Genomic DNA, 13,354 nt, shown 5'->3' with positions numbered 1-13,354 from the left:
GGGAGCGTTGCAAGCTTTCGTTCAGTCCTGGCTGTCAGAGCTGATGTTTCCGCCTATCAGTCCGGTGTTGCCGGGCTGAACGCCTCCCAGCCACCACCGAGCGTGTCGAACAGCGCGACCAGTTTGGTAATCGAGTTGGTTTCAGAAATGATCAGATCGTCTTCGCCGGCAATCAATTGCCGCTCGGCGTCAACCACCGCCAGGTAATCCTCTTCGCCCGCGTCAAACAACTCTTTGGCCAGCGCCACCGCTTTGCGCCGGCTTTGCACGCCTTTCGCCAGTCGTTGCCGGGTCTCCAGCTCTTCGGCATAGCGCGACAATGCCGCTTCGGCATCGCGCAGCGCTTCGAGCACGCTCTTCTCGTACTGTGCCAGCGCGGCGACATTCTCTGCCTCCTGCAATTCAACCCGGGCACGAATAGCACCGCCATCGAAGACTGACCATTGAATAAACGAGGCCAATGACCACACGCCAGCACTGCTGTTCGCCAGATCGCTGAATACCCGTGCCTGCGAACCGATATCGCCGGTCAGAAAAAAGCTCGGGAAAAGCTCGGCAGTTTGCGCTCCGATATCGGCAACGGAAGCGGCAAGCGCCCGTTCAGCGGCTCGAATGTCCGGGCGCCGGCGCAAGATGTCGGAGCGCAGTCCGACGGGCACCATGTCCGGCGGTACCGGCAACGGCTGCACGCTTTCCATCTCTGCCAATAACGCTTCCGGCGGACGACCCAACAGAACGGAAAGCGTGTAGATAGTAACCTTGAGCTCACCCTCCAGATTGGGAATGCGTGCATGGGTCAGTTCGTACTCACTTTGCGCGCGGGAGAGATCAAAGTCGCTGGTTTCGCCGACTGCAAAGCGATCCCGAACGACATCAAACGTTTCCTTCAGCAATTGGGTACTCTGCTTTGTGTTCGCGATACGCTTCTGCAGGCCGCGTGCCTCATAGTAGGTACGCGCAACGTCCGACAAAGTCGATTGCATGACGTCCTGATAATTGGCAATGGCAGCCCCAACGCGTGCGTCGGACCCTTCAAGCGCGCGACGGTTGGCGCCGAACAGGTCGATCTCCCACGATGCATCAAACCCGGCATCGTAGGTGTTGCGAATCTGACCGCTGTTAAACGAACTGATTGCCGCGCTGGACTTGGTTCGACTACCTCCTAAAGCTGCACCAATACTCGGCAACAGGGAACTCCGTTCTATCTGCCGCAAAGCCCGCGCACTACTCACGTTGGCCATTGCGATATCCAGATCCTTGTTGTGACTGGCTGCAGTGGCAATGAACTGTTCAAGTAACGGGTCCTCGAAAACGCTCCACCAGCGCGTATCAATCGCCTCGGACGAGATGACCTTCGTACCGGCTGAGCTTTCTTCGTGCGACCAGGAATCCGGGTAGTCCTGTTCCGGCTCAGCATACTTTGGCCCTACCGCGCAGCCTGCCATACCCAGCGCGACACAAGTCCAGAACAATTGCCGAATCATGCTGGAACACCCGCTTGTCGATTCTTGTCCTGCATCTCCAGTTCGCGCTTAACGTCGCTAGGCGAGCCGGTATTGCGCGCGAGCAAGTCGTAGGCCACAGGCACGATAAAGACGGTGAATACCGTTGCCGATGCGACACCGAACAGAATAACCACACCGATCGCCACCCGGGATTCCGCGCCAGCGCCGGTGGACAGGATCAACGGCAGCGAGCCGGCAATCGTCGTGATACCCGTCATCAGAATCGGTCGCAATCGAATCTGTGCTGCCTTGATCAAGGCCTCACCAAACTCGATGCCTTGATCACGCAACTGATTGACAAATTCGACGATAAGAATTCCGTTCTTCGCCGCCAGGCCAATCAACATGATCAGCCCGATCTGGGTATACACGTTGAGTGAATTGCCGGTAATGAAAAGACCGGTAAGCGCACCTGTCATTGCGAGAGGAACTGTCAGAATAATAACCAGTGGATGGATATAGCTTTCGAACTGTGCCGCAAGGACCAGGAACACGATGACAAAACCGAGCATGAAAACAAACATCAGCGACGAACCACTGGTTTGGTAGTCCAGTGACTGGCCTTTGTAGTCAATAGTTACATCACCCGGCAGGTGCAACCTCACCAGTTCACGCAGGTGATCGAGCGCGTCGCCGAGTACATAGCCATCGGCCAACCCGGCCTCCAAAGTAATGGCGCGAACGCGGTTATAACGGTTCAGGTCACCTGAATCGGCGAACTCCGTGATATTCACCAGGTTGGACAATGGAATCAGTGCACCGGTATCCGAGCGTACGTAAATGTTCTGCATGTTGGTCGGTGTGCGCTGCGAGTCGCGTTCGCCTTCCAAGATAACGTCGTACTCCTCGCCGTTATCGATATACGTAGTCACCCGTCTGGAGCCAAGCATCGATTCCAGTGTTGTGCCAATAACCTGGCTACTGACGCCCAGGTCTCCTGCGCGGTTCTTGTTAATACTGATCTTGAGCTGCGGTTTGGTTTCTTTGAAATCGCTGTCGATATCCGTTAACCCGGGGTTGTCCTCTTCAATCTTCTCAATCAGGAGGTCGCGCCATTGCGCCAGCTCTTCATAGGTGCCACCACCCAGAACGAACTGAACAGGTTTCCGCGTGCCGCCGCCGAAGCCTTGCCGCATGACGGGAAAAGCGCGCACGCCAGGCAAGTCCGCCATCTTTTGCGAAATCTCTGCCATGACTTCATCGGCCGGTCGGCGACTGGCCCAATCGTTCATGACGCTGATAACGATGCCATCGTTAAATGTCGTTGAGTTGCCGAAATTGCGCGGCGCTCTCACGAGCACACGATTCAACTCGCCCGCATCGACATAGGGCATCAGGCGCTGCTCGACTTCCTCCATGTACTCTTTGGTAAATTCGAACGAACTACCTTCCGGCGCATTGATCATCAAAAAGAATGCACCGCGATCTTCTTTCGGCGCATATTCGGAAGGCAAGGCATTGAACAGAAAGAAAGACAGTCCAGCCACTCCTGCAAAGCCGGCGATGACTATTGATTTCCGCCGCAATGCCCAAGTCAAAGCACGACCGTAGGCCGAAGAAAACCGGTCAAACAGGCGGTCAACCTGATTGTGGAACCTGCTCTTCTCCGCCTTTCGCAAGACCTTGGAGGCAATCATCGCGCAAAGCGTCACAGCCACGAAGGTGGAAAAGCTGACTGCAGCCGCCATCGTGATGGCGAACTCAGAAAACAGTCGGCCCAAGTCTCCTTCGAGGAACGTGATAGGTACGAACACAGCCACCAGAACAATGGTTGTTGCTATGACGGCGAAACCCACCTGGCGGGTACCATGAAAAGCCGCCGACAACGGTGGCTCTCCTTCTTCAATACGCCGATAGATATTTTCCAGTACGACAATCGCGTCATCCACTACCAGTCCGATCGCCAACACCAGCGCGAGCAGGGTAAGCAGATTGATGGAGAACCCTGCCAGATTAAGCACGATAAATGTTGACACCAGCGAAACCGGAACGGTTACGGCTGGAACAAGCATCGCCCGCCAGCTTCCGAGGAAGAGATAGATCACACTGACAACCAGGATCATTGCGATAGCCAGCGTTTTGTAAACTTCCGCAATCGCACCACGAATGAAAACGGACGTGTCGTAGGCGGGAATAATTTCCATGCCCGGCGGTAAATTGGGGCCTAACCGGGCTGCAAGCTCAATTGCGCTTTGCGCAACTTCAACGGTATTGCCTTTGGATTGTTTGATGATTCCGAGACCAACCATCGGTGCACCATTGCCGCGGAACAACGTACGTGTTTCAACCGCTTCTCTTTCAACTCGCGCCACATCGCCGAGACGTACCAGGTAATCGGCCCGTTTGGCGATAACCAGGTTTTTGAAATCTTCCGGCGTGCGGTAACCGCGTTCAACGCGCGCCGTAAACTGAACCTTTTCAGACTCGATACCGCCGGCTGGCAGTTCCACGTTTTCCGTGCGCAATGCCACTTCTATGTCCTGCACGGTCAAGCCGCGCGCCGCAAGCTTGTTGCGATCCACCCAAACGCGCATGGAGTATTCGAGACCGCCGCCGATACGCACACGAGCAACACCAGGAATGACTGAGAAGCGGTCTTGCAGATTGCGTTTGGCGTAGTCGGTCAGCTCCAGCAGGTCCATGTTTTCGTTGACCAGATTCATCCACAGGATGACATCGTCGCTGGAATCGGCTTTCTGAATATCCGGTGGATCGGCTTCCTCCGGCAGGTTGTCAACGATGCCGGAGACGCGGTCGCGAATATCGTTCGCGGCATCTTCAATATTTCGCCCGATATCAAACTCGATATTGATCCTGGAGCGCCCGTCCGACGACGTAGAGGAAACGTACTTGATGCCTTCGACACCGGAAATGCGATCTTCGATAGCCTCGGTGATCCGGGTCTCGACGACATTGGCGGCAGCGCCAGCGTAGCTGGTATCGATAGAGACAACAGGTGGATCGATGTCCGGGTATTCGCGCATGGACAATTTGGAATAGGACATCAGGCCGAATGCGATCAGCAGTAATGACAGCACTGAGGCAAAGACCGGTCGCGTAACTGAGAGATCCGACAAAACCATGTTATTGCCCGCCAGTAGTCGGTTTTTGCGTCAATAAATCTTCCAGTGATTCATTGCCTGTTTGCTCCGCGCGGATGCTGACCGGCATGCCATCACGAAGCTTGATGATTCCCTGAACCACAACTTTGTCGCCTTCCTCGAGGCCAGACAGCACCTCAATAATGCCGGGTTTTCGGGCACCCAATTCAATACTTCTTTGCCGGGCAATGGTTTGGCCCTGGTCTTGTTCAATGACATATACGTAATTGCGGTCGGCGCGCTTGATCAGCGCCTCTTCCGGGACCAGCAAAGTCTGGCGCGGGTTCTTGTACAAGGTGATGCTCATCAACAACCCTGGTTTCAGAATGTTATCCGGGTTAGGGATGATCGCGCGCACGATGACCGTGCGTGTTATCGGGTCGATGCGGGAATTAACCGTGGTAACGACGCCTTCAAACTGGCGATCGCCAAACGCTTCAATTGTCCCGCGAATAGGCAAGCCTGGCTTGAGGGTCGCCAAAAACACCGACGGCACATCGAAATCGATTTTGATCTGACTGAGATCGTCGATCGTTGTTATTTGGTCGCCCGGTTGTACCAGCGTGCCGACACTAACCTGCCGCAGACCCAGAATGCCGTCGAACGGTGCGGTAATCTCGTAACTCGTAAGGCTGGCTTGCAAGGAATCGGTGACCGCCTGCGCCTGCGCCAGTTGCGCGGCACGCTCCTGCAATGTCGCTCTGGGCAGCGCACTGGTACCACTGAGGCCTTGGGCCCTGTTGTACGAATTGCGGGTTTCATCGGTTACAGCCTGCGATGCACGCAGCTGCGCTTCTTCCTGTCTCTTATCAAGAGTAAGCAGAAGGTCGCCTTTTTTGACCGCCTGGCCATCGTCGAAATGGATGGCCATGACCTTTTCCGAGCGATCGGCTGTAATCACTACCGACTCGTTAGCCCTGGTGGTGCCCAGCGCCTCAACCTGATCTGCAAACTCACCACTTACAACGGGTGCGACGATGACTGCCGTCGCATTCTGTGCACCCTCTCTTTGCCCGAAAGACTGGGCGCTGGAAAGCAACAACGTTACAAATAGAAGCAGCGCTGAATTTCTCATTATCTGGGATAGCCTTGAATTTCTAAGAACCCGACATCTGGGTTTTGAATGCTGAACGCAAGCACTGTTCTTACACTGGAACGGCCTGGAGTATGGATCAATCACGTTTTTATACAGTAATGCCTAAACTTATAATACGGCCCCCTAAAAGTCAGCTGGAGCGTACCGTAAGGGAAGTGACCGGGACTGACACAGTCGCGAAATACACCGCGCGCTTCACCAGCATCTACCATGACATCGCGGTCCGCACGGCAGCCTGCATTTCGGTGACGATGCACCGACCGGCCATTTGCACAGCCAGGAACGGCCGGCATGCTTGCCAGCGGCGGGCCGTCCTTTATTTCCCGTGTGAATGCGGGCAACGCCGGCTGTCCGGCATGCACTAATCACCACGGTACTTCATCAAGTGCCGCGTCAGCGAGCCACCAAAACCCTCGGCAGACGTTGTGCCCCCATGGAGTCAGCAGCCAGCCCGCTGCACGAATGACGTGCAAATTTTAAGAAAGTTCAAGAAATGATAAGAAAGGAAAAATCAGTAGCGGGGAAAGGGGTCGAGCCGATGCCCCTGTTCTTGATTCAGGGCTTGCCGGCCTGCGAACCGTCTCGTCATTCTGTCCGCTTGCTCAAGAATTCGGTCCAACCCACTTTGTCGGCAAAATTCAGTTGCCACCCCGGGAGCCCGGGGTGGCGGCAGTGATCCGTTAAGCTGCCTTACCTTTCGCCATCGCATGTACATCGGCCGCCGCGAGACGCTTGCCGCCGATGGCCCAGTCTCCGCCTTCGAACTCGTTGATCCGGACCCATGTGACCGGTCGCATACTTTCGCCTTCCACCTCGATCATCGCGGCAGTCACTTTTTCGATCAGCTGCTCTTTTTGCTGCGGGGTAAACACATTCTTGATGACATCTATCGTTACCAGTGGCATGTCAGTCTCCGTTACTTGCTTAGTTGTGTTTGCAAATGATTGATAACTTCACCCATCGGGCCGCTGGGGCTGAACTCGATCGCTTCGTAGTCCTCATCGACGCGGACCGTGTGGCCCGGCGGCCAGTAATACACTTCGCCGGCTCGAACCGTTTCCTCGCTGCCATCGGCATACCGCACGTGGATGGCGCCCTTCAGTACCGTGCCCCAGTGCGGGCACTGGCAGAGATCCTGAGGCAGCCCTTTCAGAAGGGGAGCTGCATCTGCCCCTTTGGGGAAACGAATGCGGGCGACGTTGATATCGGCCCAGTCGTGAGCCTGGATGCATACCCCACCAGCCTCCAGCCGTACCGGCAGTTTGCTTCGTGATTCCTTCATACCCTGTTCCTCCTGGGTGTTCGCGGCGGTGACCTGTCCACCGCCGGACTCATTTGTAGCGCGCTCGGCCTGTGCGTGCTTGGCGCTTGTATGGAGAATTTATAGCGTTTTCTAGGCGCGGCAGGGTTAGTGCTCTATGCTCAGGCGATGATCTACGCGTTCAGCCCCTTTGAACTGGACATGGCGAAGTTTGAACTTCGCAAGGACGGTGAGCCGTGTCCGATCGAACCCAAGGTTCTCGCCTTGCTGGCCTACCTGGTCGAGCATCGCGAGCGACTGGTGTCAAAGGAAGAGATCTTCGAGAAACTCTGGGACGGGCGCATTGTGACCGACTCGGCGCTGGCGAGCCGGATCAAGCTGGCGCGCAAGGTGCTGGGCGATACCGGCCACACTCAGCGCTTTATTAAGACCGTGCACGGCAAAGGCCTGCGATTCGTCGCCGACGTTCGACCGTTGCGCAACAGCCCGATCGTGTCGCCCGAGGACGATTCCCGACAAGAGGCAGACACGCCCCAGGCGGCGGACGATGTTTCGTATCGCCCCTCCATTGCCGTACTGCCGTTCCAGTTGCTCGGTAAGCCGGGTCCGTACGACACCATCGCCGACGGCCTACCGCACGAGATCATCGCCGAGCTTGCGCGCCTGCGCTGGCTGCTCGTGATAGCCAGAGCATCGTCGTTTCGCTTTCGTGATCGGGACCCCGACCAGCACCATATCGGCCAGTTACTGGGTGCGCGTTACCTGCTGTCCGGCTGCGTGGAAGCCAGCGATCGACAACTGGTCATTACCACTGAACTTGTTGATACACGCAGCGGCGAGATTGTCTGGGCCGAGCGGTTCACGGGCAAAGTCGAGGACATTCACGCGGTTCGAAAGGAGATTCGGGAAAAGATTCTGGCGGCCCTGGAAATCCAGATTCCGTTGCACGAGGCAACTGCCGCACGCCTGATAGTGACGGAGAACATGGATGCGTGGTCCGCGTACCACGTTGGCCTGCAGCATATCTTTCGCTTCAATCAGAAAGACAATGCGGCAGCAGCCGCACTTTTTCAGCGGGCGATCAAGCTCGACCCGGCGTTTGCCCGGGCCCATGCCGGCCTTTCCTTCGTGCATTTTCAGACGGCATTCCTGCGGCACACGGACGACATTGCAGGCGAGACCGCACTCGCCCGCCGTTGCGCTCAAGCCGGGCTTGAGATTGATCCGCTGGATCCGTTTGTTAATTTCACGATGGGCCGCAGTTTCTGGTTGAGCGCCGATCTCGATCGCGCCCACTCGTGGCTGGAACGCGCCACGTCACTGTGCCCGAACTACGCGCAAGGCGTTTACGCACTGGCCTGGACCAACACGATTGCAGGCGCGGATCAGGAAGGACGCGACCAGGTCGATCTCGCCATGCGCCTGAGTCCACTTGATCCGTTGTACTACGCGATGCTCGGCACCCGTGGCATCACGCACGTGGCGCGCGGCGAGATGGCGGAAGCCGTGCAATGGGCCGAGCGCGCCGCGCGCTCGCCAGGTGCCCATGTGCTGATTGCGATGATCGCCGCGGCCACCCAGGAACTCGCCGGCAATGCAGCGGCAGCGGCAACCTGGGCGGCAAACGTGCGCGAGCGCAGCCCGCAACTCGGCAGCGCCGAATTTTTCGGCGCATTCCCTATGCGCAAGGAACCGTTGCGCACGCAGTTCGCAACGGCCCTCCAGAAACTGGGTTTCTGATTACCGCTGCTAATTGATTCGAAGCCGGTTAATTCACCCAAGTTTGCGGACGGTCAGTCCGGGTGTGCTTATTGAACGCCTTTCGCTTGTTCTTGCGGAGGACGCGATCACTCGGCAGAAGAAATTGCCTCGCCACCTTTTCTGCGACGCGCATATGCTTACCGGGCTTCTGACCTGAAGCATCTTTTGCCGCCATCACACAAATCATGAACAGGTTGCGCATCATCGCTTCAGAAGAAGGTCCGAATTCCCTCGACCACTCGATAGTCATCGTCAACGATGTACAAGAGCTGCCACTTATCAAAGGTCGTGCAAGGATGCGATATGCCAAGACCAAATAGGTCGCCAGGTTTCGGTTCCTGTCCAGCGGGACAGCGCATGTAGGCATGCTGATCATTGAGGGCGACTATTTCATAATTGCCCGGAGCGACCGCTCTGGCGCGACCACCTTCAGCGGAATAACAAACCATTGGTAACTGTATATCGTACGAAATATCCCGCTTGCCCAAGGCCAGAATGGCAAGCCCCGGCTCGGGCACTGACTGCACGCTGGCCCAGACTTCGAGAGCAGGAATGAACTCCGGATGGTCACCGCTGGTTTGTTCCTTCTCAAATTCAGCGCCTTTTGCGTACAGGCCATGATCGTGAGTCAGGTAGCACCCGCTACGCAGAACGACCGTTGTTTTGCGGGATACGGAGGCCTTGAGCAACGCCCTCGCTGCCCTGGCAAAGTACATGGTGCCACCGGCGGTCAACAGCAGTTCCGAAGTGCCAAACAGGCCCGCTTCATCACATTCTTCCGCCAGCTTTACCGCCTGCCCAAGTAATCCATCTGTCTTGATGGCGGCATCGTGTGGATCACCACCGAATATGGCCTCGAATACTTCAATACCTGCCAGACAAAACACGTCATTCCGGGCGGAAACATGTCTCGCGAGTTCTATCCCTTCCTCCAGGCTACGCACACCACAGCGACCGTTTTTCGAGCCCATTTCCACAAGCACGTTCAATGGACGACCCGGTGCATATTTCAACAGCAGTTCAGCGAGCTGGTCTGCCTGCCGAATCGAGTCGACCAGGCAATAGAATTCGAATTCCGGATCTCTTTTGAGCTCGCTCGCAATGTACGCAACGTTCTGTTCGCCGACCAATTGATTGGCAAGAATGACACGCTGTACGCCTGCCTTCCTGAACACATTCACGTGCGTGGTGGTCGCAGCCGTAAGTCCCCATGCTCCTTCAGCCAATTGCCGGTCAAAAAGTTGCGGGGACATCGTTGTTTTGCCATGCGGGCTCAAAGACACGCCGGTTGCATCCAGATACTTCTTCATCTGGTCGCTATTGTTCCGTAACGCGCTGTCTTTCAGGACCGCCACCGGGAACGGCAGATCGTGTGCAAGAACGTTCCAGTTCATCGCGCCGAGTTCATCCAAACGCAGGGGCTGCGCGGTACCGGGAAAACCCTTGGTCGCACCGTCAATTGTTGTCGCGTGAATCTCTTGCAGTTGAAGTTTTGGCATGGCGCTTAGTGTGTCGGAAGTGAATGAATCAGGCATCAGAAAGTGTGCGGAAATCGGCTGTTGCTTCGCGCCGCTGGGGACGTTGGTCGAGAGTGTTGCGCTATTCGGAACTGCCCGGGGCACAGTGCCTGAAGCGGAAACCACCGTCCACGGGAATTGTTGCGCCCGTAATGTAGTCAGCCGCATCGGAGGCCAGAAAAACAACCGCGTCACCGATATCGTCTACAGTTCCCATACGCTTCCATGGCAACTTTTTGCCTTCTCTCTCGAGGACATCCTCTGATGACATGGCCCGCTCGCCGGGAGTATCAATCCAACCCGGCTCGATGGTGTTCACATTGACCCGGTGCGGTGCCAACTCGACTGACATCGTTTCCGCCAAGTGATTGAGTCCTGCTTTGGAAGCACCGTAGGCGACGTTGTTGGCGAATGGCATTTCGGCATGCACGCTGGAAACGAACACAATCTTACCGCCGCGGCCCGCACTGACCATACTTCGTGCGACCAATTGGCTCATGTGAAAGGCACTGACCAGCGTTGCAGCCACGATGCGCTCAAAATCGGCCAGCTCAAATTCCAGGAACGGTCGCCTAATATTCAAGGCGGGATTACTTACAAAGATATTGATAGCTCCTGCCTTGTCGATAGCCTCGGCGACGAGGCGCTCACGCACTTCGCCACAGAAGACGTCACCTTCGACTGTATGGCATTTGCCGCCGAGCGCTCTGATTTGATCCGCCGTGCGCGCGAGTTCGGCACTTCCGGGCCGGTCGTTCAGGACCAGCGTGGCACCCGCTTTCGCGAGCGCCAGCGCACAACCCTGACCAATACCCTGACCGCCGCCTGTAACGAGTGCGGTCTTACCTTCAATAGTCACTCATGACTCCTTGAGTTCCTGCGCCCGGAGTGCGCGAACACAAACGGCAGCAGCGCCAATGCTACAAAGGCTTGTACGCGATCGCCTCTATTTCCACACCTGCATCGACCATCAGGGTCGAATGGACTGTTGACCTGGCTGGCGGATTTTCTTTGAAGTACTGTCCGTACACATCATTAAAGCTGACGAAATTTCGCACATCCTCCAGCCAGACCGTGCATTTGACCACATCCGACAAGGTACACCCTGCCTCGGTCAGTACATTGCTGAGATTTTCTATAACTTGATGTACCTGGTCCTCAAAGCCGCTGGTGACCAACTTCCCGTCCGGACCGAACGGTACCTGGCCAGATACGTAGACATAATCACCTGCTCGGACAGCATGCGACAGCGGCGTTCTGCGACCATCTTTGAGTTGGGGGTGGGATCCAAAAAATTGGCGTGACATTATCGTAAGTTCCTCAAGGGTCTGGGTCGAAAGGGATTGCGCGGTGCACCGATACTTGCCGTTGACAGGCGTCGTTGGGTAAACAGCCGGCGCCTGTCATAATCGCAGAATTTCATGCCTTGCAATTACATATTCTAAGGAAGTATAACGTTAAACTTTGGTGACTTCTACAAGCGGAAGCCAACCGATGCTGCAAGCTCATCGACCCGCCGGACACTGCCCAATGGCAGTGAAACCGTGCGGAATCAGCGCCCTCAAGGCCATACGGAAAGGACACTCAGGAGAGTAACACTTGCTGGATCTTCGCATTGACAACGCAAGAATTTTTGACGGCCATGATTTCAACGATTACAGGCATCTCGGCATAAAAGGGGCGTCGATAACCTACCTTGGCAACGAGGCCGTACCAGCGGCCCGGATTATCGACGCCAGTGATCGACTGCTAACGCCGGCGTTCGTCGACACGCACAGTCACGCCGACTTCATGGTCACGCACGACGACAACGACGGCGGCTCGTCTGTGTCACAGGGAGTGGGCACCCTGGTGGTCGGAAATTGCGGCATGTCCAGCGTTCCGGAAACAGCGCCGTTTCCGCTGATCGCGTTCAGGAGCAGCGATACGAACCACAATTGCCGGGATCACTTGCGCGCGGTAGAACGCGGGCTCTCCCTCAATATCGGCGAGCTCCTGGGTCACGGCACCCTGCGACTATCGGTCATGGAATCAGCCCGCACGCCGTCGCAGGCTGAAATTGCCAGCATGTGCTCGAGACTCAGGGAGTACCTGGAAGCCGGCTGGGCCGGCATGTCGGTCGGTCTTAATTACCCCGAGGCCGCCGGTTACAGCGCTCAGGAACTGCATGCGTTGTGCACGGTTCTTGCGAAATTCGGCAAACCATTAACCTGCCATATTCGGGACCAGGGCGCGGGAATCCTGCAGGCGATGGACGAGGTGATCGACATCAGCCGCGACGCAGGCTGCCCGGTACTGGTATCACACTTGCGCCCCCTTTCTGACCGCCTCGACCATCTGGTTCCGGAAATGGAACGTCGCTTTGACAACAACGATCATGCTCACTTCGACATGTATCCCTACGTCGCCGGCTGCACGACCCTGAGCCTCGTCTTTCAGAATGCCTTTCAATCGGTACCGAAAGCATCAGCAATGTTTGCCGGGGCAGATGTCGATGCGGCAATCCGCAACGTATGCATTAATTCCTATGACGATATTCACGTGATCCAGCATGCAAATCACGACTACACGAAAAAGACGATTGGCGAGATCGCATTGTCGCTGGGAGAGGATGCCGCCAGCGTCATCCAGCAGGTCTATCTTGCCGATCCCAACTGTGTCTGCATTTTCGACAATACCTCCACACAGGAAAGCGTCGGGCGCCTGATCCAGCACGACCGTTGCCTGCTCGGTTCCGATGCCTGGCTGTACGCGACAAACTTCAGGGGTGCCTGCCATCCACGAAATTTCGGCGCGTTTACCGGCTTTCTTACCCGCTTCGTGCGAAACGGGCCAATTGACCTCGTTGCCGGGCTGCGCCGCATAACATCGAGTGCCGCCGACTACTTCGGCCTTGACGCCGGCCACCTCGCCGTTGGACGGCGTGCCGATATCGCACTGTTTGCAATGGAAAATCTGCGGGAAAACGCCACCTTCAGCGAACCCTGCCAGTTATCGACCGGCATGGACGGAGTCTGGATAGCCGGACAACGTGTATTCGGTGACAACGCCGATGAGCCGCAACGGCCCGGCGTCCGCTTGCCCGTGCACAGGCATGCCGGCGAGCATTGATA

The 13,354-nt window shown here is 56.4% G+C and carries 10 protein-coding genes; 2 read left to right on the top strand and 8 right to left on the bottom strand.

The features are described from left to right. Positions 1 to 56: 56 nt before the first annotated feature. The 5 genes from BA177_RS04000 to BA177_RS03980 all read right to left on the bottom strand — a co-directional run bounded on the left by BA177_RS04000 (position 57) and on the right by BA177_RS03980 (position 6,984). A complete protein-coding gene (locus BA177_RS04000) occupies positions 57 to 1,484 on the bottom strand; it encodes an efflux transporter outer membrane subunit (protein ID WP_068613152.1) in 1,428 nt (475 codons plus the stop codon). Beyond that, positions 1,481 to 4,588: an efflux RND transporter permease subunit gene (locus BA177_RS03995; RefSeq protein WP_068613150.1), complete on the bottom strand. Its 3,108-nt coding sequence runs from the start codon at positions 4,586 to 4,588 to the stop codon at positions 1,481 to 1,483. Before BA177_RS03995 ends, BA177_RS04000 begins: the two co-directional genes overlap by 4 nt. 1 nt (position 4,589) lies before the next feature. Continuing rightward, positions 4,590 to 5,681, bottom strand: coding sequence for an efflux RND transporter periplasmic adaptor subunit (locus BA177_RS03990; RefSeq protein WP_068613146.1), 1,092 nt, complete (start codon positions 5,679 to 5,681; stop codon positions 4,590 to 4,592). Between the two features lie 701 nt (positions 5,682 to 6,382). Next, positions 6,383 to 6,607 carry a tautomerase family protein gene (locus BA177_RS03985; protein WP_068613143.1) on the bottom strand — a complete coding sequence of 75 codons (225 nt, stop codon included), beginning with the start codon at positions 6,605 to 6,607 and terminating at the stop codon, positions 6,383 to 6,385. Between the two features lie 11 nt (positions 6,608 to 6,618). Next, entirely contained in the window at positions 6,619 to 6,984 is a 366-nt protein-coding gene (locus BA177_RS03980; RefSeq protein WP_068613140.1) for a cupin domain-containing protein, read from the bottom strand. 129 nt (positions 6,985 to 7,113) lie between these two features. Here BA177_RS03980 and BA177_RS03975 point away from each other — a divergent pair, with 129 nt between their 5' ends. Further along, positions 7,114 to 8,703, top strand: coding sequence for a winged helix-turn-helix domain-containing tetratricopeptide repeat protein (locus BA177_RS03975; RefSeq protein WP_197493320.1), 1,590 nt, complete (start codon positions 7,114 to 7,116; stop codon positions 8,701 to 8,703). Between the two features lie 230 nt (positions 8,704 to 8,933). Here the strand turns inward: BA177_RS03975 and BA177_RS03965 are convergent, their stop codons facing one another. From BA177_RS03965 to BA177_RS03955, 3 genes are all read right to left on the bottom strand, one after another. Continuing rightward, complete coding sequence (locus tag BA177_RS03965; protein ID WP_197493319.1) at positions 8,934 to 10,259, bottom strand: alanine racemase; 1,326 nt, start codon at positions 10,257 to 10,259, stop codon at positions 8,934 to 8,936. Between the two features lie 64 nt (positions 10,260 to 10,323). Beyond that, the gene (locus tag BA177_RS03960; protein WP_068613128.1) at positions 10,324 to 11,100 is read right to left on the bottom strand and encodes an SDR family NAD(P)-dependent oxidoreductase; all 777 of its coding nucleotides are present in this window, start codon (positions 11,098 to 11,100) and stop codon (positions 10,324 to 10,326) included. A gap of 61 nt (positions 11,101 to 11,161) precedes the next feature. Then, positions 11,162 to 11,548 carry a RidA family protein gene (locus tag BA177_RS03955; RefSeq protein WP_068613123.1) on the bottom strand — a complete coding sequence of 129 codons (387 nt, stop codon included), beginning with the start codon at positions 11,546 to 11,548 and terminating at the stop codon, positions 11,162 to 11,164. Positions 11,549 to 11,840: 292 nt separating this feature from the next. Here BA177_RS03955 and BA177_RS03950 point away from each other — a divergent pair, with 292 nt between their 5' ends. Next, positions 11,841 to 13,352: an N-acyl-D-amino-acid deacylase family protein gene (locus BA177_RS03950; protein WP_068613119.1), complete on the top strand. Its 1,512-nt coding sequence runs from the start codon at positions 11,841 to 11,843 to the stop codon at positions 13,350 to 13,352. Positions 13,353 to 13,354: the final 2 nt, after the last annotated feature.

Source organism: Woeseia oceani (assembly GCF_001677435.1).
GTDB lineage: Bacteria > Pseudomonadota > Gammaproteobacteria > Steroidobacterales > Woeseiaceae > Woeseia > Woeseia oceani.
This window is presented reverse-complemented; position numbering and strand designations above follow the sequence as displayed.